General features: G+C 66.2%; 24 protein-coding genes. 13 read left to right on the plus strand and 11 right to left on the minus strand.

The features are described from left to right. Positions 1–12: 12 nt before the first annotated feature. From RGUI_RS14400 to RGUI_RS14430, 7 genes are all read right to left on the minus strand, one after another. Complete coding sequence (locus RGUI_RS14400; protein ID WP_081534150.1) at positions 13–1,398, minus strand: hypothetical protein; 1,386 nt, start codon at positions 1,396–1,398, stop codon at positions 13–15. After that, on the minus strand, positions 1,395–1,835 hold the full coding sequence (locus RGUI_RS14405) for a hypothetical protein (RefSeq protein WP_081534153.1): 441 nt from the start codon (positions 1,833–1,835) through the stop codon (positions 1,395–1,397). Before RGUI_RS14405 ends, RGUI_RS14400 begins: the two co-directional genes overlap by 4 nt. Then, entirely contained in the window at positions 1,832–2,233 is a 402-nt protein-coding gene (locus RGUI_RS14410) for a biopolymer transporter ExbD (protein WP_081534156.1), read from the minus strand. The genes RGUI_RS14405 and RGUI_RS14410 overlap by 4 nt, the downstream gene beginning before the upstream one ends. Position 2,234: 1 nt before the next feature. Further along, the gene (locus RGUI_RS14415) at positions 2,235–2,702 is read right to left on the minus strand and encodes a biopolymer transporter ExbD (RefSeq protein ID WP_081534159.1); all 468 of its coding nucleotides are present in this window, start codon (positions 2,700–2,702) and stop codon (positions 2,235–2,237) included. A 15-nt stretch (positions 2,703–2,717) separates the two neighbouring features. Next, the gene (locus RGUI_RS14420; RefSeq protein WP_081534162.1) at positions 2,718–3,356 is read right to left on the minus strand and encodes a MotA/TolQ/ExbB proton channel family protein; all 639 of its coding nucleotides are present in this window, start codon (positions 3,354–3,356) and stop codon (positions 2,718–2,720) included. A 57-nt stretch (positions 3,357–3,413) separates the two neighbouring features. Beyond that, entirely contained in the window at positions 3,414–3,848 is a 435-nt protein-coding gene (locus tag RGUI_RS14425; RefSeq protein ID WP_081536103.1) for a hypothetical protein, read from the minus strand. A 123-nt stretch (positions 3,849–3,971) separates the two neighbouring features. After that, positions 3,972–4,493 (minus strand): hypothetical protein, encoded by a 522-nt coding sequence (locus RGUI_RS14430; protein WP_081534165.1) that lies wholly within the window; start codon positions 4,491–4,493, stop codon positions 3,972–3,974. Positions 4,494–4,715: 222 nt separating this feature from the next. Between RGUI_RS14430 and RGUI_RS14435 the strand changes: the two genes are divergently transcribed. From RGUI_RS14435 to RGUI_RS14445, 3 genes are all read left to right on the plus strand, one after another. Next, a complete protein-coding gene (locus RGUI_RS14435) occupies positions 4,716–6,113 on the plus strand; it encodes a hypothetical protein (protein WP_081534168.1) in 1,398 nt (465 codons plus the stop codon). 166 nt (positions 6,114–6,279) lie between these two features. After that, a complete protein-coding gene (locus RGUI_RS14440) occupies positions 6,280–7,338 on the plus strand; it encodes a M35 family metallo-endopeptidase (RefSeq protein ID WP_081534171.1) in 1,059 nt (352 codons plus the stop codon). Further along, positions 7,338–7,793: a hypothetical protein gene (locus RGUI_RS14445; protein WP_081534174.1), complete on the plus strand. Its 456-nt coding sequence runs from the start codon at positions 7,338–7,340 to the stop codon at positions 7,791–7,793. Before RGUI_RS14440 ends, RGUI_RS14445 begins: the two co-directional genes overlap by 1 nt. Positions 7,794–7,839: 46 nt before the next feature. Here the strand turns inward: RGUI_RS14445 and tagH are convergent, their stop codons facing one another. Further along, complete coding sequence (tagH, locus tag RGUI_RS14450; RefSeq protein ID WP_172841154.1) at positions 7,840–9,144, minus strand: type VI secretion system-associated FHA domain protein TagH; 1,305 nt, start codon at positions 9,142–9,144, stop codon at positions 7,840–7,842. Positions 9,145–9,512: 368 nt separating this feature from the next. Here tagH and RGUI_RS21745 point away from each other — a divergent pair, with 368 nt between their 5' ends. The 3 genes from RGUI_RS21745 to RGUI_RS14465 are packed head-to-tail and all read left to right on the plus strand — an operon-like array spanning position 9,513 to position 12,561. Then, positions 9,513–9,941: a MarR family winged helix-turn-helix transcriptional regulator gene (locus RGUI_RS21745; protein ID WP_172841155.1), complete on the plus strand. Its 429-nt coding sequence runs from the start codon at positions 9,513–9,515 to the stop codon at positions 9,939–9,941. After that, positions 9,938–11,056 carry an HlyD family secretion protein gene (locus RGUI_RS14460; RefSeq protein ID WP_081534178.1) on the plus strand — a complete coding sequence of 373 codons (1,119 nt, stop codon included), beginning with the start codon at positions 9,938–9,940 and terminating at the stop codon, positions 11,054–11,056. The genes RGUI_RS21745 and RGUI_RS14460 overlap by 4 nt, the downstream gene beginning before the upstream one ends. After that, positions 11,053–12,561: an MDR family MFS transporter gene (locus tag RGUI_RS14465; protein ID WP_081534180.1), complete on the plus strand. Its 1,509-nt coding sequence runs from the start codon at positions 11,053–11,055 to the stop codon at positions 12,559–12,561. The genes RGUI_RS14460 and RGUI_RS14465 overlap by 4 nt, the downstream gene beginning before the upstream one ends. Before the next feature lie 7 nt (positions 12,562–12,568). On the opposite strand, the gene soxR is transcribed toward RGUI_RS14465, so the two are convergent. Next, positions 12,569–13,042 carry a redox-sensitive transcriptional activator SoxR gene (soxR, locus tag RGUI_RS14470; RefSeq protein ID WP_081536105.1) on the minus strand — a complete coding sequence of 158 codons (474 nt, stop codon included), beginning with the start codon at positions 13,040–13,042 and terminating at the stop codon, positions 12,569–12,571. A 152-nt stretch (positions 13,043–13,194) separates the two neighbouring features. Between soxR and RGUI_RS14475 the strand changes: the two genes are divergently transcribed. Then, positions 13,195–13,920, plus strand: a complete 726-nt coding sequence (locus tag RGUI_RS14475) for an SDR family NAD(P)-dependent oxidoreductase (protein ID WP_081534183.1) — start codon at positions 13,195–13,197, stop codon at positions 13,918–13,920. A 59-nt stretch (positions 13,921–13,979) separates the two neighbouring features. On the opposite strand, the gene RGUI_RS14480 is transcribed toward RGUI_RS14475, so the two are convergent. Beyond that, positions 13,980–14,333: a cyclophilin-like fold protein gene (locus tag RGUI_RS14480; protein WP_081534186.1), complete on the minus strand. Its 354-nt coding sequence runs from the start codon at positions 14,331–14,333 to the stop codon at positions 13,980–13,982. A gap of 178 nt (positions 14,334–14,511) precedes the next feature. After that, positions 14,512–15,714, minus strand: a complete 1,203-nt coding sequence (locus RGUI_RS14485) for an NAD(P)-dependent alcohol dehydrogenase (RefSeq protein WP_081534188.1) — start codon at positions 15,712–15,714, stop codon at positions 14,512–14,514. A 296-nt stretch (positions 15,715–16,010) separates the two neighbouring features. Here RGUI_RS14485 and RGUI_RS14490 point away from each other — a divergent pair, with 296 nt between their 5' ends. From RGUI_RS14490 to RGUI_RS14515, 6 genes are all read left to right on the plus strand, one after another. After that, the gene (locus RGUI_RS14490; protein ID WP_081534191.1) at positions 16,011–16,466 is read left to right on the plus strand and encodes a cupin domain-containing protein; all 456 of its coding nucleotides are present in this window, start codon (positions 16,011–16,013) and stop codon (positions 16,464–16,466) included. Between the two features lie 118 nt (positions 16,467–16,584). Then, the gene (locus tag RGUI_RS14495; RefSeq protein WP_253798444.1) at positions 16,585–17,514 is read left to right on the plus strand and encodes a LysR family transcriptional regulator; all 930 of its coding nucleotides are present in this window, start codon (positions 16,585–16,587) and stop codon (positions 17,512–17,514) included. 108 nt (positions 17,515–17,622) lie between these two features. Next, on the plus strand, positions 17,623–18,384 hold the full coding sequence (locus RGUI_RS14500; protein WP_081534194.1) for a carboxymuconolactone decarboxylase family protein: 762 nt from the start codon (positions 17,623–17,625) through the stop codon (positions 18,382–18,384). A 17-nt stretch (positions 18,385–18,401) separates the two neighbouring features. Further along, a complete protein-coding gene (locus RGUI_RS14505; RefSeq protein ID WP_081534197.1) occupies positions 18,402–19,040 on the plus strand; it encodes an NADPH-dependent F420 reductase in 639 nt (212 codons plus the stop codon). Between the two features lie 27 nt (positions 19,041–19,067). After that, positions 19,068–19,463: a cupin domain-containing protein gene (locus tag RGUI_RS14510; protein WP_081534200.1), complete on the plus strand. Its 396-nt coding sequence runs from the start codon at positions 19,068–19,070 to the stop codon at positions 19,461–19,463. Between the two features lie 176 nt (positions 19,464–19,639). Then, complete coding sequence (locus tag RGUI_RS14515) at positions 19,640–20,500, plus strand: aldo/keto reductase (RefSeq protein WP_081534203.1); 861 nt, start codon at positions 19,640–19,642, stop codon at positions 20,498–20,500. Positions 20,501–20,736: the final 236 nt, after the last annotated feature.

Here is a 20,736-nt window from a genome sequence, read left to right on the forward strand (position 1 = left end):
CCGCGCGTCCGGTCAGCGCACGTCGAAGGCCAGAATGGCAAGGGCTGCGTCCCGCGCGACCGCGGCGTCGAGATCGCGGAATACCGTCTCCGACCGCTGTCCGCTGCGCGCCGTCAGCCGGTCCAGCGGTTCGGGCGAGGCAACGGCCAGCAACAGTTGCTTGGTATCCCGCCGCGGGCCGACGCGGGTCACCGGCACGTCGAACCGGATCTCGTTGCCCTGCCGGGCAATGAACCGGCCGAGGGTCTGCACCACGCCGTTGTTGTCAACCAGCAGCAGGGTCAGGTTGCGGTCGCCGACCCCCCGCAGAACCCCCGACAGGCGGTTGCCGCTGGGCACCTCTGACCGTTCCAGTCGGATGCCGATGCGGGTCGCCGGATAGTCCCGGTTGCGCACGACGAAACGCAGCGCTTCGCATTGGCGCCCGTCGATCAGCGTGCGGGTCTGGCGGATATCGGCATCGTCCTGCCGCACCAGAAGGTTTTCGGCAAAGCGCCCCATCGCGCCATCCTCTGCCGCGATCAGCGACAAGCCGATACCCGTGTCGCCCACGCGGCGGGGCAGGGCGATCAGGCAATCCTCTCGCCCGGCATCGCGGATGCGCCGGATCAGGTCGCCCACGGCAATGTCGCGGGCAGAGGGCGGCGTGCGCGGTATGCGGCGGACACGGGGGGCCGCGGGCGCGGACGGTATGGCCTCGATCGCCTCCGGGCCCGTTTGCGGCAGCGCGGGGATGACCTCTTCGGGCTCGACGAGCGGGGCGACAGGGTCGGGTGGTTGTACCGCGGGCGCGATCTCATCGGGCCGACGCGGCACGGGCACGGGGTCGGCCGATGGGGGCAGCGCGGCCAGTTCCAACTCCTGGGATTCGGCGATTTCGGGGGCGGGCGCCACGGCCTCGGGGGGCTCTGCGGTGATGGCCGGAATACCAAGGGGCACGACGGGTTGCAGCGCCTCGCCCCCCTGCGGCGCGGTTTCGTCGAACACCGCCGCCGGGCCAAGGCCGTCCTCGGCAATCAGCGGGCTTGTCGCCACGGGGGCGGCTGAAATCCCTTCCTCCGGCACCAGCGCTGACAGGTCGTCGATGGTGGGCAGCGTCTGCCCGACGGCGTCCAGGGGGGCGGGCGCGACCTCGGCCAATTCGGGTGTCGCGGTTTCCGCGGTCAGGGCCTCGGCTTGGGGCGTCTCGGGACCTGCCTCCACCGGCAGGGCCTCTACCGGTTCAAGCGTCTCGGCCGCAAGCGTGTCCTCGGGCGTGACGGCGGCAAGGGTATCGGCGACAAGCGCTTCGGCCTCCGGGGCAAGGGGGGCGGCTTCGACCGCCGGTGCCTCTGCCACCGCCTGGGGGGCGAGCGTTTCGGGCTCGGGGGCCGCCGCATCCATCGCTTCGGGCGTCACGTTAGCGGGGCCTCGGGTGACAGCCCCTCTGCCGCGTCCGCAGTGCCGGGGGCGATGGCGTCGGCCAGCGGCTGAAGCGGCTCTGCCGCTTCGGGCTCCACCCGGTCGGGCGCGGTAAAGTCCTGCGGGGCAAGGGCGTCAGGCTCCGTCTGGGCCAGATCCTCGCCCGCCTGATCGAAGGGGAACCCGTCAAGCCCGGCAGAGTCCGGCAGATCGGCGCTGTCCAGACGCTCCATCAGACCGGCAAGCATGTCGGTCTCAAGCTGTTCCAGCGAAATCTGGAAATCGGGGCGCTGCGTTCGGGCCTGCCGGTCTTGCACCACGTCCAAGAGGTTCGACATCATCAACGCGATCACCGCCCCGTGCATCGCGACCGACCCCAGACCGGACAGGGCCCAGGCACCCGGCGTGTTGCTGCCATAGGGAAGATAGCTCATGGCGGCGTGTTTCTGTGGATGGTGACGAGGCGAAGTTCGAGATGCGAAAACTCCGGCTTTGCGAGCAGTTCCAGCAGGATTTGTGCGCTTTCGTTCCGGTCGATCAGAAGATGCAGGATGCTGGCGTCGGCAAGGGCGATGCCCAGTGCCTCTGGCTCTATCGGGTCGCCGTTCAGCGAAATCTCGTTTTCGCTGCCCCAGATCAGGATGGGCTTGGGCAGGTTCTCGATCGGCAGTTCCGCGGTTTCCGACAACTCCACCGCGATCCCCGGGGCATTGGCCAACTGCCCGGTGACGAGAAAGAAGAAGATCAGCAGCAGCACGATGTTGACGATGGTCAGCGATACGTCGGTGCGCATCCCGACATTGGTCTTGGGGATCAGGCGGCGCATCGTCATCCTAGACCGACCCTTCGGCGATGCGCACCGACAGGACATTCGCCTTGGCCAGCCCGGCGAGCACGGTCGCCACGTCCTGCACCCGTGCGGTATCGCGCACAAGGATGATGACCTCGGCCGGGGCCTCCTCGCTGCCAAGGGCCGCAGCCAGACCTTCGAGGGCATCGAAACCGAATTCCTGCCCGCCGACGATGATCGTTTCGCTTTCCAGCGTCCAGATCGCGACCTGGGCCGAGGGCGGCGCCGGTAACGCCGCGGCCGGGGCCTGCGTGCCGGTGCCGCTGCCCGAGGACACGGACGGCGCCTTGGGCGGTGGCGCGGCGGTCTGCACGGTCAACAGCGAGTAGGGCGTCAGGCTGGAGGTCAGCATGAAGAAGATCAGAAGCTGGAACATCGCGTCTGCCAGCGGCGTCATCGCAAAGCGATAGCTGCGGGGCCGTTCCGGCAGTTTCGTCCTCAACGCCGACATCGCGCGACGCCCCGTCTACTTCTGGGTCGGGTCGAGACGCCCGTGAATGGCGGCGGACATCACCGTCTCGATCAGGTTGCGCTCCCGCTCGATCCGCGATTCCAGCGCGGTGGCCACGAAGAACGCCACCAGCGCGATGGCCAGACCGGCGGCGGTGGTGGTCAGCGCGCTGTAGATGCCGCCGGCCAGAACCGTCGGGTCAACCGCGCCCTCGGAAATCGCGAGGGCCGAGAAGGCGTCGATCATGCCGAAGACGGTGCCCAGAAGCCCCAGCATCGGTGCGGCCTGCACGACCATTTCCAGCGTGCGCATCCGGTCGGTCATCGTCGCAAGCTCGATGATCGCGGTCTGGCGCCCCAGTTCCTCGGCATAGGTGGCATCGCCCGGCTTTGCCTGGATGCCGGAAAACACCGCCTGCAGGATCCGCGCAAGCACCGAGCGGCGCTGCATCGCCATCTGCATCGCCAGATCGGCGCGCCCCGACAGCCAGTTGTCGAGGATTTCCTCGGCCTGCTTGCGGTGCCCGACGCCGAGGCGCAGGAACTGGATATACTTGAAGATCGCGACCGAGATCGCCAGCAGCGACAACAGCATCAGCGCCCCGAAGACGATCATCGACGGAAGGCTCAGATACTGGGAGAGGCTGAAGCCCATGGGTTACTCCTGCAGCGCGGCCCGGTACGGTCGGGCCGCGGGCCCGAAGCCGGGCACTCAGATGCCGAATTGAATTGCGGTGCGGGAACTCGCGCTCAGCCCCGTCATGCAGACGTCGATGTCGCCAGCCGTGTCGGCATCCACGCAGGCCGCGGAATCGTTGATGACGATGCGCGAGATGTTCGCGCAGCTTGTTCCCGGAAGTTCGAATTGCAGGATGCGGGTCTTGCCCGGCACGAGGGACCCGAATTTCAGCACCAGAAGGCGTGATACGGTGCCGTCTGCGTCGAAAATCGCCACCTCGTACTCGGTCTGGCTCAGCGACACGGGCGTTCCGTTCTTGGCGACATAGGTCAGCCGGCAGTTGCCCTGCGCCGTTTCGGCGGCCGCGTTCAGTTCAAGAGACAGGATATCGCCGTCGGCCTGGGCAAGTGCGGCGGTGGGCAGGACGAGGGTCGCAACGAGGCAAGCGATCCTGAAATGCTTCGACATGAGAACCCCCGAAAGTCCGGACATCGACCGACCGAATTGGCAGGCCCTTGTCGTTATTGGCCCTTTCGGGTGGCGTCCTGTCAACCGCAAAGCGACCGGCGGATCGGTCGCCTGCCGGTTGTTTCAGCGAAAGACGCCGTGCATGTAGGGCGGCGCGACGTCGGCGGAATAGGAACTCGACGACATGCCTTGCATGATCAGCGCCTGCGCGATTTCTTCGCTGGCCGAACTGTTCGGCGCGAAGGCCGCATCGGCCGTCATGGCAGGTGCAAGGTCAAGCGCGATGCGGTCAGAGGTCACCTGCGCCTGTTCGGCCGGAGCTGGATCGGTGGGGGCGATCCGCGCGGCAAGTCGGGCGATCCCTTCGTCGCGGGGCATCGGGCGCAAGGACTGCCCCAGACCGGCCATGTGCGGTGCAACGGCCGCGTCGGTGGCGGCTTCCGGTGCCAAGGCGGCGGTACGGAGCTGCGCAGGGGCCGGCGCCACCCGATGGACCACGGCCACGGGTTCGGCCGGTGCAATCACGGCAAAGCCCGGTTCGGGCAGGATCGGCGCGGTCGACAGCGCCGCATGACCTGCAACGATCGAAAGGCCAAGTGCGCCGGACAGGCCCGACAGGGCGACGGAGGTAAGAAGCAGTTTCATGACATAACGATAACACAGGTTGTTAACGAGCGGTTCAACGCTTTCCTTTCTGCCTCAGGAATAGGCGGCATGTTGCCGGGGAATCACAGTTTTTCGTGCCCCGGCGACCGCTTCGGCGGGCAGAGCCGTGCGCTTGAATGCGCTTGAATGCGCTTGGGGGTCGTCTTTTCGTGCATCCCGGGTATAGTCTGGCCCAACGACACGCTGTCTGGAACGGGATCGATGCGCATCTTGGCGGGTCTTCTGGCGGGGATCGGGCTGTCCCTTGCGGCGGCTGGCACGGCCTCGGCCGACTGGAAGACGCTTGTCATCGGTCAGCCCGGCCCCGCGGCGGAGACGTCTTTTGCCGATGCCTTCTATGCCGCGCAGGCGTTCGAGGCGGGCGGCCTGCCCGTGCTGGACGTGTTGCGCGACCAGCCTGCGATAGAGGTCCTGAACGCGCTTTCCGGCCTTCGCGACACACCGCAACTGATCCTGTTCTATTCCGGTCGGGTGCAGGCCGACGCGCTCGCCCTGCAGGACGGTGCGGTGCCGCTGGACGATATCCTGACCCGGATTGCCGCCGCCGGGGTGCGCGAGGTGATCCTGATGGTCGAGGATTGCGTGACCGGCCAGCCCGGCCCGCCGCAACCGGTGCGCCTGCCCGGGGCGCAAGCTGGGCTTCAGATCATGCTGGTGACCAGCGCGGCGGGGGGAACCTGTTCGCCGGGCACACGGCTGAGTGACGTGTTGAAGACCCTCGGCCAGTCCGGGCCGCTGACCGGCGACCTGCTGGTTGAACTGGGCGGGTTGCCGATGCAGGGGCGCGTGACCGGGCAGGTGGTGATGACGGGCGCGGCCCCGGCCGCCACCGATGCGGCGGAAGAGGTGGTGGAGTATCTGCCCGACGATGTGATCCTGCTGGACGCGCCCGCCCCGGCCGCCGGGGCCGACACGCCCGCGCCGGTGGTCGAGGTTCTGTTGCCCGCGCAGACGCCGGATTTCCCGGCGCGCCGCACCGATCTTGCCGAACCGGTGATCACGCTTGCCGCGCTGCCCGCGGCGCAGGTCGCGGCGCTGCCCCTGGTCCCCGGCCTGCCCGAACCGTCGATCATCGTCGGCCTGATCGAAGGCATCACGGACGCCGCGCTGGACACCGACGCACCGGAAGACGGCGCACCCGGGATGGCGCTGGCCTATAACGATCTGAATGCGCGACGTGCGCTGAAGACGAACAACCCCCAGCTTTTCGACACGCTCTTGTCCTCGGGCGCGCTCGACCCGCCCGAAGGCTTGCTGGAGGTGGCGCTGCAGACCGAATTGCAGCGCATGAACTGCTACACGATGCGGGTCGATGGCGACTGGGGCCCCGGCTCTCGCCGGTCGGCGCAGAACTACTTCCGGCAACTCGACAACGTGCCGGCGCCCGCCGATGCCGCGACGATGGAGCTGTTTCGCCTGATGTTGCGCTATGACGATGTGACCTGCCCCACGCCGCAGGCGGTTGCGCCGCGCACGAACACGAACCCGCGCCAAGCGACGCCTGCACGGCCCGCAGCCCCGGCACCGCAGCCCGCCCAGCCCGCAACGGGCGGGGGCGGCGGCTTCGGCGGCGGGAACTTTGGCGGCGTCTTCCGATAGGCGGGGCGCAAGGCCCGGGCGTCTGCCATCTGCAAATAAACCAAAAGTTGTGTTTGGCGCACATGTAACAATCCAGAATCGTTGCGGCCTGCCACTGGGGCGCGCATAGTGTCGGCGGGTGGATGCGAGATCGGTTTTATGACCTGCCCCATGACAGGAGGCTGCCTTGGCACATTGGAAGTTCACCGACGAATACGAGGCAACACAATCTGCCCTGAAGGCGGCGGCACAATCCTTCGCTGGCAGCAATTCGACCGACGGTCAGGTGACGGGCCGCATGCTGCAACGGATGCGCCTGTTGCTGGAGCAGGACGGGCCCGCCCCGGCCCATGCCGCGATCCTCGAAAGCATCCGCTATGTCTGCAAGGATATCGAGGCGACGGGCATTCTTTCGTTCACCAAAGCCGGGCAGGCGCAGGGCAAACAGGCCGGCGCGCTGAAGAACCTGCGCCATCTTTACCTGATGTCGAAATTCGGCGGGTGCGACACCTGGGTTCTGTCGCTGCCGAAGGCGTACCGGCAATGGCCGACGGACGAGATGAAGGGCCTGCAGGGGGATGCACTTCGGGCCAAGCTTGGCATGATCGACGAGTATCACAGCAAGTCCCAGCGGAAGGACCTGCAGGACGCCACGCAAAAGGCGCTCAGCTGGGCGATGAAATGTTCCACGCTCTGCGGCTCCAGCGACTCCAGCCCGCTGACCGGCGGGGCCAAGACCCTGATCAAGCGCTGGTTCGCGGATGAGGACCATCAGTCCGACACCGAAGTGGTGAAGCTGGCCAAGACACTGGCCACGGGATTTGGAAAGATCTCGGCGGCGATCTCCTCGGGCCGCCTGGTCCTGACGGACAACCCCAAGCACCGCGGGACAGCCGCAGAAGCCAGCGAGGCTTATGTCTTCACCACCCCGGACAGGCTGAATGTCGTCTATATCGAGAAGGGGTTCTTCGGCAGCAACAACACGCTCAAGGGCGTGAAGAACTGGGCGCGCATCCTTGTTCACGAGCTGTCCCATTCGAAACTGGCGACCAAGGACATCAAGCTGCCCGGCGATGCGCATCCGCGCTATTCGTGGCATCCGGAGGGCATTCATCCGCGCAAGGCCAACTTCACGACCGCCCATGCCATCGACAACGCCGACAACTGGGCCTTTTTTGCCGCCGACGCCGCGGGTGAGTTGACGACGAGCGAGCGTGACACGGCCCTGAAACCCAACAAGACCTGATGCGGTTTCTGGCCCTTTACTGCTTCGGCGTCCTTGCCCTTGGCAGCGCGATCGCCGCCGGTGGCCCGTCAAAGGAGGACATGACGATGAGCACGAACGATCCCGCTGGCGCAGCCGTCGCGATGGGCGCCAGCATGGCCCCGCCGCCGGTGGTGGACCCCGTCGCGGTCGATGGCATCCGGATCGAACTTGCGGTCACGGGCCTGCCGCTGGATGCCGCCGACACCAATGGCTGGTTGCGGGCTTTCGATACGGCCAGCGGTGAAGAGCTATGGACGGCGCAGGCCTTTACCGCCCCGCCGCGCGACCCCGACGAGCCGATGACGACCGAGGACCCCGCGCGGGTCGACGTCGTGACGATGCAGGCAGACGGCGCCGCCGTGCTGATCGAGGACAGCCTTGGCCGCCGGTTCCGCGTCGATCCGAAGACCGGTGCCAGCACACCGGTCAACTGACCGCGGACATGCCGGCCTTGGGGGCGGTTGTGCCCCCCAAGTGAGTTCAGTGGGAAGCGATCGCCTGACCGTAGGCCTTGGCAAAGGCTATCAGGAACGCGTCCAGCATGCCATGTTCGCCCGCCTGCGCCTTGGCATTCCACCGGTCGAGATAGGTCTGCCAGCAGTCCTCGGCGGGCGCGCCATCCGGGCCTGTTGCGGCTTCGATCTCTTCCGGGGACAGCCCGGCCACGACATCGGCCAAGGCGGTCTGCAACGCCTCGAACACGGCCTCCTGGTGGTGGCGGATGTCCGACAGCGCCTCGGCGAAACTGTCGGCGCCGGTCAGGAACCCTTCGCGCGGTGCCGTGAACATCAGCGTCAAGGCCTGCTGGCTGTCGGGCATGAACTTCATCGGATTGTTGTCCGTGGCGCCCAGCATGGTCTGTTCCCCGCTATGGGTGAAGACCTTCACGCCGGCCCGTTCCTTCAGCATCAGCATGATTTCGTCGGTCGCGACCTTCACGCTGCGCCCAAGCATGCGCATCAACGGGGCCACATCGTCGGGACCGATGCCTGACGGGTCGAGCCCCGCGGCCTCGCAAAAGGCACTCAGCGCCGCGCTGCATTCCGCCGAGGCAGGCGCGGCACCGTTGGCGTCCGGCAGATGTGCGGCGTGCTGCGTGGCCTCTGCCCCGTGGCCGCGTTTGACGGGAGGGGCGGAGGGCACCCAGTCGGTCTCCCGCAGGCCGGGCTTGCTGAGGACGGTGTTGTTGTCGTCGAAATGACTGTCGGGCAGCTTCTGGGGGTCCACAGAGGCCCAGCCGGGCCGTTGCAGCCGCCCGCCGCTCCCTTCGCCGGGGATGTTCTGGGGTTCCACGCTGACCCCCGGATAGCTGGCATGGGAGGGCATCTGGATGGAGGCATGTCCGGACCATCCGGCGCTGGCCGCCGGCCCCGGGCGAAGCGGGCTTTTGCCGGCGCCCGGATCCGCGAAACCGGGCGCCGGCGTGTCGCGCGGATATCCCGGTTCGCCCGTGCCCGCGGCATGGACTTCGGGGCGTAACTCCACCCCGATGATGTAGTGGCCGACGACCAGCCGCTCTCCGCCGCGCAACATCAGATCGCCGCCGATGCGGCTGCGATTGCCGACCAGATAGGTGCCGTTCATCGACATGTCGGTCAGGTAATAGGCGCCGTTGCGGTACGAGATATCGAAATGATGCCCCGAAATGACGCGGTTGGGGTCGGGCAATGTCCAGTCCATCGTGGACCGCCGGCCGACGCTTGCCCCCGATCTGTTCAACTGGATCCAGCTTGGGCTGCCGTTATCCAGATGATCGACATTTTCGATTCTCAACACCAGCATCATGCGCTCAAGGTAGGGACGTCCTGACCTTTTTGCCAGAATTTCCGGGCAATGGCCCCGCGACATCGCGTTAAGTGCGTTTTTCGCGCCGCATGGGCGGGGCGCGATCAAAAGGCTGCCTGCGGAACCGGCTGATCTTCGGTCAAGCGAAAAATGGCGGTCGTGTGCATGGCGTGCGGAAACGGCCGGCGGGTGTCGCGCAGCAATCACCGGATATGAGCGCCGAGCGAAGACTACAGGGCGCCTTTGCACGTCAATTGGCATGGCGAGGCCCCTTCCGACGGCTGCGACTTGCATTGCTACGAAGGCATACTATATGGGTCCGTATGTTTATTCGAGGATGGCCGGTCAGCATGCAGAGTCTTGGTTTGATGCTTCACGATGCCGCCCGCCTGCTGAAGGCGGATTTCGAGCGGCGGGCGCGCGGCTACGGGCTGACGCTGCTGCAATGGCGTGTGCTCCGGCAGCTTGCCTTCAGCGAGACCGGGCTGCGGCAGACCGAGATCGCCCGGCGCGTCGAATCCAGCCCGATGACGGTCAGCGACGTGCTCGACCGGCTGGAAGGGTTCGGCCTTGTGCAGCGTGAGGTCGACCCCGACGACAGCCGGGCCAAGCGGGCGCGGATCACTGCAAAGGCAGAGGCCCTGCTGCACGAGGTGAAAGGCATCGTGGCCGAGGCCTACGACCAGGCGCTGGCCGGGATCGACCCGGCAGAGCGCGAGGTTCTGGAACGCTGCCTGCAGCAGATCGTGGCCAATCTCGAAACCACGGATGAAGACGGGAAGGAAGACGAAAGATGAACGGGGATCCGGGACAATTCGAGGCCGACCCGACGCAGTCGGCGCCAATTCAGGCAGAGCCGCGCCACGCCGAGGATACGGATCGCCAGGCGCGCGCGCGCCGGTGGCAGCGCCGACTTCTCATGATGTCGCTGCCGGTGGCGCTGGTGCTGGGCGGCGGTGGCATCTGGCTGACCGGCGGGCGCTATGTCGACACCGACAATGCCTATGTCCATCAACCCATCGTGCCGGTGTCGGCCGACGTGGCCGGCCGGGTGGTAGAGGTCGACGTGGCCGAGAACCAGGCCGTGAAGGCCGGGGATCCGGTGTTCCGCATCGACCCGGAGCCCTATCAGATCGCGGTCGACAAGGCCGAGGCCGCGCTGGCCGCCGCGCGCCTGCAATTCGGCGAACTTCAGAGCGCCTATCAGAGCGCCGAGACACAGTTGGCCGCGGCCGAGGATATCCGCGATGTCCGCAAGCATGAATACGACCGTCAGCAGGCCCTGACCGGCCGCGGCGTGACCTCTTCGGCGGCACTGGATGAGGCGACGCTGGCCTGGCGGCAGGCCGAGAACGACGTGCAGGTCGCCCGGCAGGGGGTGGCCGACGCGGCCGCCGCTCTTGGTGGTAACCCCGGGATCGCGCCCGAGGACTTCCCCGCCGTGCGGGAGGCGCAGGCCGAGTTGGCCGCCGCGCGGCGCGATCTGGACAAGGCCCTTGTGCGGGCGCCGGTCGCGGGCGTCATTGCCCAGATCGAAAGCCTGAATGTCGGCCAGTACCTTGCGCCCGGGACGGCCACCGCCAGCGTTGTCGAAGATGGCCGGACATGGATCGAGGCGAATTTCAAGGAAACGCAACTGGGCGGGATCGAGGTCGGGCAACCCGTGTCGGTGACGGTCGATGCCTATCCAGGCGTCACGCTGACCGGCCATGTGGAAAGCATCGGCCCCGCGACGGGGTCGCAATACGCGCTGATCCCGGCGCAGAACGCCACGGGCAACTGGGTCAAGGTGGTGCAGCGGCTGTCGGTCCGCATTCACGTGGACACTGACACCGCCCACCCCTTGCGCGACGGGATGAGCGTCAAGGTCACGGTCGATACCGGAACATCCCGGCTGGACGCCCTGCTATGAGCGAGCCGTCCGCCCCGCATTTGCAGGTGGCCCATCGGGGCTGGCTGACTGCGGCCATCATGCTGGCCACCGTCATGCAGGTGCTGGACACAACGATTGCCAACGTGGCCCTGCCGCATATGGCCGCCAGCCTGAGTGCGAGCCAGGAGGAAATCACCTGGGTGCTGACCTCCTATATCGTGGCCGCGGCCGTGGCGACGCCGCTGACCGGCTGGATGGCGGCAACGCTGGGTCGGCGCGCGGTGTTCGTGACGGCCATTGCCGGGTTCACCGGGGCCTCGCTTCTCTGCGGGATGGCGACGTCCCTGCCCGAGATGGTGGCGTTCCGCATCGTGCAGGGCATCTTTGGCGCGGTTCTTGTGCCCTTGGCGCAATCGGTCATTCTGGACATCAACCCCAAGGAAAAGATCGGGCAAGCCATGGCGATCTATGGGGCGGGGATCATGGTCGGGCCGATCGCCGGGCCGACGCTGGGCGGCTGGCTGACCGAGAGCTTCAACTGGCGCTTCGTCTTCCTCGTCAACCTGCCCATCGGGATCCTCGCCCTTCTGGGCGTTCTGATCTTCATGCCGCGGGATGAAACGCGCCGCCGCCCGTTCGACTTTTTCGGGTTTGCCATGCTGGCCATCGCGTTGGCCGCGCTGCAACTGATGCTGGACCGCGGGCAGCAGGCCGACTGGTTCGCCTCGCTGGAGATCTGGACCTATCTCGTCCTGATGCTCAGCGGGTTCTGGGTCTTCCTGATCCATTGCTGGACGGCAGAGCATCCGTTCATCGACCTGCGCATGTTCCGCGACCGGAACCTGTCGCTGGGGCTGGTGTTCATCTTCATGATCGGTCTGACGCTGTTCTCGGGCCTTGCGCTGCTGCCGCCGCTTTTGCAGCACATCATGGGCTATCCGGTCGTGACCACGGGGCTTGTGATGGCGCCGCGGGGCGTGGGCACCATGATCTCGATGATCCTGGCGGGGCGGCTGGTCAACCGGGTCGGGGCGCAACGGCTGATCCTTGTGGGCCTTGCCCTTTCGATCTGGTCGCTCTGGATGATGGCGGGGTTCGAAACGTCGATGGACAGCCGCCCGGTCATCGTCTCGGGCTTCATTCAGGGGCTGGGGCTTGGCCTTGTCTTCGTGCCGCTCTCGACGCTGACATTCGCCACCATCGCGCAGGACTATCGCGGCGATGCCACCGCGATGTTCAGCCTTCTGCGGAATGTCGGCTCCGGCGTCGGAATCTCCATCGTCACGACAACCCTGTCGCGGATGATCTCGGTCAACCACGAGGAACTGGCCGGGCGGCTGACGATGGATGCGCCGCAGGTCTTGCGGGATGTGCCGGGGCTGGTTGGGCACAATCCGACAGTGGCCGCGCAGGTGGAGACACTGGTGACGCAACAGGCCTCGATGATCGCCTATGCGGACAATTTCGTTTTGATGCTGATCTTCACGGCCTGCGTGATCCCCATCGCCTTGCTGCTCCGGGCGCCGAAGGCCGCGCCTGTGTGAGCGTCGGTCAGGGGCGCGACCGCCCTCGGCCGGCCGTCAGCAGGGCCGGCCCGCTGGCTGCGGCGCCCAGCCGGTCGTCGGGGTTGCGCAAGGGGCAGTCCTCTTTCGACAGGCAGCCGCAGCCGATGCAGCCCTCCATCTTGTCGCGCAACTCGGTCAGGCCGTCGATGCGCGCCTGAATGGCGTCTTTCCACCCGGCCACCATGGCGCTGACATCGGCGGCGCTGGGTTGTTTGCCGGGCGGGATCGGTTTCAGCAATTCGGCGATCTCGGCCAATGAGAACCCCAGATCCTGCGCCACCTTTATGATCGCGATCCGGCGCAGGATATCGCGGGAATAGCGGCGCTGGTTGCCATCGCTCCGCTCGGCCCCGATCAGCCCTTTCTTCTCGTAGAAATGGAGTGTCGAGACGGGCACGCCGCTGCGCTCTGCCACCTGGCCGACCGACAGGATTCCGGGCGGTTTTGTCGCTTTCTGCATCTGCATAATCCGCTTGACCTCAACTTAGGTTGAGGTCCTATACGAGGTGTCGGCTTGCCGGTGCAAGCCCCCCGGCCAAGTGGTCGGGGTGGGTTCGGGGCCGACGCGCGCATTGCCCGCGCGGCTCCGGTCGGAACGGAGCAGACGGAAGAATGACGGAAACCAACAAGATCGCGCTGGTCAGCGGCGCGAACCGCGGTATCGGAGAGGCGGTTGCCGCCGGTCTGGCGCGCGCAGGCGTGCATGTGTTGATGGGCTGCCGCGATCTGCACAAAGGCGCGGCCGCCGCGGCGCCGCTGATCGCCGAAGGGTTGCAGGTGACGCCCGTGTCGCTGGACGTGACCGATGGGGCCAGCGTTGCGGCGCTGGCAAGCCAGATCGAGCAGACCCACGGGCGGCTGGACATTCTGGTGAACAATGCCGGTGTGGGGCTGGACTATGTCCCCGACCTTTCCCCGGTCGAGAAGATCGAGCAGACGCTGGCGATCAACGTGGTCGGCGGCCTGCGCCTGACCGAGGCGATGGTGCCATTGCTTGGCAAGAGCGCCCATCCGCGGATCGTGAACGTGTCGTCGGAACTGGCGTCCTTCGGTCTGCGCCATGATCCGGACTGGGAGCATGGCGACAAGATCATGCCCACCTATGCCGCGTCCAAGGCTGCGGTGAATGCGCTGACCGTCAGCTATGCCGCGGCGCTGGCCGGGCAGGGCATCAAGGTCAACGCGATCTGCCCGGGCTATACGGCGACGGCGGCCACGAACTTCATGCCCGACCGGACGCCGGAGCAGGCGGCGGTGATCGTGCTGCGCATGGCGCTGCTTGAGGATGACGGGCCCACGGGCGGGTTCTTCAACGATCAGGGCGCGTTGCCGTGGTAATCGGGGCGTCGTGACGAACAGCGGTATGGGCCGGTCTGGCCCATACCGAAAACCGGCGATCACTCGGCCCGTTCGATCCTGACCGGGATGTCGCCCTTGCGGGCCAGCGCATCCATCGGCCCATCGAACGCCCCCAGCCTCACAAGCCCGCGGGAGGACGGGAACGGTTTGAGGAAGATCGCCAGATTGCCCCAAGGCGCGTAAAGCGTGATATCGCCCGTTTCCGGTTTGTAGCTGGCCGGCGCGTCCGTGGTGTCGAGCTTTCGCGGCAGGTCCGCGATTTTCTCGATGCCGTGATAGTCGCTAAGGGTCAGGTCGAGCGGCAGCAGCGCGGCAAAGTCGTGCCCCACGGTCGTGTCATCAAGGGTGGCGGGCAGAACCTTGTCGCCAACGATAACGTTGATCCGGGTCATGGCAGGTCCCTCTCTGGGGTCGGTTGCGTGGGCGGGCCAGGTTGCGCCGAAGAAAACCACCGCCGCGGCCACTGACAGGCGACCAGTTTTCATCCGGGGTCCCTCCCATTGCTTCGGGGCGTCTCTGGCAAGTTTCGCCGCGCCGGAGGCTTCCCCCCCCGGCGCGGCACCGTCATTCTTATGCCTGCGTCATGTCGATGACATAGCGATAGCGCGCCTGTTTCTTGACCACCTTCGGGTAGGCGTCAGTGATCTGGTCGGGCGTGATCATCTCATACTCTGCCCCGATCCCGTGATGGGCGGCAAAGTCGATCACGGCCTGGGTTTCCGCGATGCCCCCGATCATCGAGCCTGCAAGGCTCTGCCGGCCAAAGCCCATCAGCATGCCTTGCGCGCCTTCGACCGGGAACAGCGCGCCGACATTGACCAGCGTCTTGTCGAGCTTCAGCAGGTTCAGGAATTGCTGCATCGGATAGGCCACCGGCACGGTCGACAGCATCAGGTCGAACGACCCCATGTTCCTCGCCATCGCGGCCTCGTCCGACCACAGATAGGCCTCCGCCGCGCCAAAGCGCTTGGCATCGGCGATCTTGTCCTCGGTTGTGGTGAAGACGACGACCTCGGCCCCCTTGGCCGCGGCCAGCTTTACCGCCATGTGGCCCAGCCCGCCCATGCCGATCACGCCGAAGCGCTCACCGGGCTGCAGGTCCCAGTGGTTGATCGGCGAAAACGTGGTGATGCCCGCGCACAGAAGCGGCGCGAAACCGGGCAGGTCCACCCCCGGCGGGATGCGCAGGGCGAAGTCTTCCTTCACGACGATCTTCTTCGAATAGCCGCCATAGGTGACCCCGCCCGAGATCTTGTCCTCGGAGCCATAGGTGAAGGTGGTGCCGTTCAGGCAGTTCTGTTCGCGGTCGGCCCGGCAGTTGGCGCATTCCCCGCAACTGTCGACCATGCAGCCGACGCCGGCATAGTCGCCCTCGCGGAACTTGATGACCTCCGCGCCCACGCCGACGACGCGGCCGACCATCTCATGCCCCGGTACGCAGGGGTAAACCGGCGCGCCCCAGTCGCCATGCACGGTGTGGATGTCGGAATGGCAGATCGAAGAATACATGATCTCGATCACCACATCCTTCGGCCCTGCCGCGCGGCGGGTGATGGTGTGGGGCGTGAAGTCGCCGCTGGCGTCAAACGCGGCCCAGGCCTGTACCTGCGATTGCGCCTTGGGGTCGGCTTCGGATTGCGCGCGGGCCTCGCCAGCCAAGGCGGCGCCAGCCAGCGGCGCGGCGGCCAGGGCGGCGCCGGAGCGCAGGAATCTGCGGCGGCTTTCGCCCCCGCGGGTCAGGAATTCAGCGGTTGTCTTGCAGGCATCGCACATCTTGTCAGTCCTCGATCCGGGTAAACTTGCTTTCCGGTCAGGTCGTACCCGCCGGGTCTCCCTGAAGATGGACCGGACCGGGTCGCAGGATAATCGCGGCTGAGTTCACCTCACCCATGAAGTGCGATCATGAATGAGGCGCCGGCCGACAGCTGTTTTCGTGAGCGCGCCTCATGACCGGTATCGGGCGGCAGGGGATTATCCGCAGGCTGCGAGCGCCTAGCTCTTGCCCATCGGCCGGGACTGTCCCCGGCCCTTGGCCGCAAGGCCGCCTCACATCGAAAGGAGACGACCTGATGACCCGGACACTTGCATCCCTTGCGCTGATCCTTGCCGCCCCCGCGGCGCTGGCGCAATCCATGGACGTTACCAAAGCGGAGGACCTCGCCGGGCGGATCGGCGGCGCCGAGACCTTTACCGGCACCGTTTACGTCGCGCCGGTCTTCGGGCCAGACATGGCGTCGGTCAACGCGGGAGAGGTGACCTTCCTGCCCGGCGCACGCTCGGCATGGCATACCCATCCCGGCGGGCAGAAACTGATCGTGACCGCGGGCACCGGCTGGGTGCAGGAGCGCGGCCAGCCCAGGCAGGTCATGCAGACCGGCGATGTCGTCTGGTGCCCGCCGGGCGTCGAACACTGGCACGGCGCAACCGATACGACGGCCGTGACCCATTATGCCATTCAGGAGGTGGTCGATGGATCGGCCGTGACCTGGGGCGCCTTGGTCACCGATGCCGAATACGCCGAGTGACCGGGTTCCGGGCCGCGGACATTATCCTGCGGCCCGGCGTTTCGGCCCTGCGCTGCGCAACCCGAAAAGGCCGATGGCTTTGATGATCCAAGCGCATATATACTGAAAGCCCCCCGTCATGATCTTGCCCCCTCAGATCGAGGCGACCCTTATGCTGCGTGAGAACATCAACGACCTGATCGCACTGGCCGCCGTGGCCGAGGAGCGCAGTTTCACCCGCGCCGCCGCGCGGCTGAACGTGTCGCAATCGGCGCTGAGCCACACGATCAAGGGGCTGGAGGCGCGGCTTGGTCTGCGCCTGCTCACCCGCACCACGCGATCCGTCGCGCCGACGCTGGAGGCAGAGGATCTGCTGGCAACGCTCAACCCCTGTTTCGAGAAGATCGAGGCACGGCTGAAGGCGCTGAACGAGGCCCGCGACCAGCCCACCGGCACAGTGCGCATCGTGGCCGTGGAATATGCCATTGAATCTCTTCTCTGGCCCAAGCTCTCGCCGGTGCTGAAGCGATACCCTTCGGTGAATGTCGAGTTCGTGATGGATTACGGCTTTACCGATCTGGCGCAGTCGCAATGCGATGCGGGCGTGCGCTATGGCGATCAGGTCAGCGACGGCATGATCTCGATGCGGATCGGCCCAGACGAACGCATGATCTGCGTCGGCGCGCCGGAGTATTTCGCGGCGGCGGGTGTGCCCGAGACCCCGCAGGCTCTGGCCGATCACCGCTGCATCAACCTGCGCCTGTCCACCCATGGTGCTCTCTATGCCTGGGAGTTCGAGGATGCCGAGGGGAACGAGATGAAGGTCAAGGTGCAGGGGCAGGTCTGTTTCAACACGGTCAATCCGGTGATGCGGGCCGCTGTCGACGGGCACGGGCTGGCGCTGATCCCCGAACGGCTGGCTGCCGATCATCTGGCCTCGGGCGCGCTTGCGACCTGTCTCGACGCCTACTGCCCGTCCTTTCCGGGCTTCCACCTCTACTATCCCAGCCGCCAGCGCCCGTCCTCGGCCTTCGAGGTGGTGCTGGAGGCGCTGCGCGAACGGGCGTGATCCATTCATGAACAGCGGTCATGGGTGGCGTGATCATCTGGGCCATTAAGCCCGGCGCGATTTGCGCCACATCTGTCGGCAAGACACGCCATGCTGACAGGAGTTCCCATGAAAACGCAGATCGCCGCCGCCTCCCTCGCCCTGATCTCCACCGGTGCTGCCGCACAGGAAGTTGCCCGCACCCTGCCCGAGGCCGTGGGCCGCGTCGCCCCGGCGCTGGAAGCCTATACCACCGATGACCTTTTTGGGTCTGTCTGGACGGGCGAAGACCTCTCCGCCCGTGACCGGGCGCTGGTCACCTTCGCCGCGCTGATGACCCGGCACGAGATCGATACGCTCGGGGCGCACGTGGTGCTGGCGCTCGACGCGGGCGTGACACCGGCGGAGTTGTCGGAAACCATCACCCATCTGGCCTTCTACACCGGCTGGGGCAATGCCACCGCCGCGGCCGAGGCCGCCGCGCCCGTCTTTGCCGATCGCGGGATCACCGCCGCGAACCTGCCCGGCGCCGATCCCGAGTTGCTGCCGCTGAATGAAGAGGCCGAGGCCGCGCGCGAAAGCTTCGTCAAGGGCACCTATGGCGCGGTCAGCATGGGCGTTGTCGATACCACGCGGGAGCTGTTGTTCCGCGACCTCTGGTTGCGCCCCGACCTTGCGCCGCGCGACCGCAGCCTTGTGACCGTCGCGGCCCTGATCGCCGCGGGCCAGCCCGAGCAGATGACCTTTCACCTCAACCGCGCGATGGACAACGGGCTGACGCAAGGAGAGGCCGGCGCGATGCTGTCGCACCTCGCGTTCTACGCCGGCTGGCCCAAGGTCTTTTCCGCGCTGCCCGTGGCCAAGGACGTGTTCGAAAGCCGCAGCGAGTAACCCGAAAGGAGGCGCAGATGAAGATCGGCATTCTGGGATCGGGCCTGATGGGCGGCAAGCTGGGTACGCTTTGGGCGGCCTCTGGCCATGACGTGACCTTTGCCTATGCCCGCAACCGGGCCAAGCTGGAGCGGCTGGCCCGCGACAGCGGCGCGGCCCACGGCACGGTGGCGGAGGCCGTCGCAGGCGCCGACGCGCTTTTGCTGTCCGTCCACTGGTCGCGCATCGGCGACGTGCTGGATCAGGCGGGCGATCTGGCCGGCCAAGTCGTGCTGAACTGCTGCGTGCCGCTTGACGACGCGAACCGCGATCTGGTGGTCGGCACGACCTCCTCCGGCGCGGAAGAACTGGCGCGTATGCGGCCCCGGGCGCGCTGGGTGTCCTGTTTCAACACCACGCCCTCGGAAAGCTTCGGCCCCGTCTTTGCGCAGAAGGGCGCGATCACACCGCCCCATGTCTTCACCTATGGCGACGATGAAGGGGCGAAAGAGATCGCTGGCGGCCTGATCCGCGACATCGGATTTGAACCGCTCGACACCGGCGGCCTGCGCAATGGCCGCTTTGTCGAACCCTTCGCCATGGCCACGGTGGAGCTGGCCTATGTCCAGCCCGGCGGCCCGGCGCTGACCTACCGTTTCGAAAAACTGCGCGGCTGAGGCTGCGCACAGAACAAGGAGAAAACCATGAAGATCATCCGTTCCGGCACCACCCCCTCGATGAAAGGCCCCGAGGACTGGTTCACCGGCACCGTCCGCGTGGACATGCTGTTTCAGGCCGAGGAGCCGGGCCGCACCGGCGGCAGCCATGTGACGTTTGAGCCCGGCGCGCGCACCGCCTGGCACACCCACCCCGCGGGCCAGACCATCCTGATCACCTTCGGCCGCGGCTGGGTGCAGCGTGAGGGTGGCCCGGTCGAAGAGGTCACCCAAGGCGATGTCGTCTGGTTCCCCGCCGGCGAAAAACACTGGCACGGCGCCAGCCCTGAAACGGCAATGAGCCATATCGCCATCCAGGAAAGCATCGACGGCAGCCCGGTGACATGGATGGAGAAGGTCGCAGACGAAGACTACAACGGCTGATCCGCAAAAGCCGGGATGCGGGTTGGATCGGCATCCATGAAATCCGCTCATGAGTGCTTGCAAAATCAGCCCGATTATCCCGCCGTATTCGTTTGACTAAATCAATTCCAGACGGGCGGCCAACGCCGCCCTAACGGGTGTTGCTCTTCGGAGCGACAAGAGAAAGGGAACCAAAGATGATACTTCAAGACACGCAAACCCTGCCGAATGGCGTGGCGATCCCCAAGCTCGCCCTTGGCACATGGATGATCGACGACGACAAGGTGGTCGAGGCCGTCAAGGCCGCGGTCGAGATCGGCTATCGCCATATCGACACCGCGCAGGCCTATGGCAACGAACGCGGCGTGGGCGAGGGCGTGCGCACCTGTGGTGTGCCGCGCGAAGACCTGTTCGTGCAGACCAAGCTGGCCGCCGAGGTGAAGGACTATGACGGCGCCAAGGCCGCCATCGAGGGTTCGCTTGAAACGCTGGGCCTCGACTACATCGACCTGATGATCATCCACAGTCCGAAGCCCTGGGCGGACTGGGCCGGCGAGGACCGCTTTTTCGAGGGCAACCTTGCGGCGTGGAAAGCGCTGGAAGAGGCACTGGAGGCGGGCAAGATCCGCGCCATCGGCGTGTCGAACTTTCAGAAGGCAGACCTCGACAACCTGCTGGAGAACGCCACCGTCAAGCCGATGATCAACCAGGTGCTGGCCCATATCGGCAACACGCCGTTCGAGCTGATCGACTATGCCAAGAGCAAGGGGATGCTGGTCGAGGCCTATTCGCCCATCGCCCATGGCAAGATCCTCGACAATGCCGAAATCGGTGCGATGGCCGCGAAATACGGCGTCAGCATCCCGCAGCTTTGCATCCGCTACATCCTGCAGCTTGACCTGCTGGCGCTGCCCAAGACGGCGAACCCGGATCACATGAAGACAAACGCCGATGTGGATTTCGAGATCTCGGCGGAGGACATGGAGGTGCTGAAGGCGATTACCGACAAGGATTATGGCGACGCCAGCGTCTTCCCGGTCTATAGCGGAACGGCCTGAGTCGTTTCGGCCGTCCGCGGCGCGGATGGCGGGCGAAATCTGGATGCCGAAGTCGGGCTGGACCTGCTTCGGGAGCCTCGCTCGCTCTCCATCCCGGCGGCGTCGCGGCCGCATTGGGCCACAAGACGCCAGAGCAGATGTACGAAACCTTCGATGGCGCCGCGGGCGGACGCGCGCAGCGTGTTGGTCTTTTCGGACAGTGTGCCCGGGCAAGGCTGCAAAATCGCATCACGGGC

This window comes from Rhodovulum sp. P5 (genome assembly GCF_002079305.1).
Lineage (GTDB): Bacteria > Pseudomonadota > Alphaproteobacteria > Rhodobacterales > Rhodobacteraceae > Rhodovulum.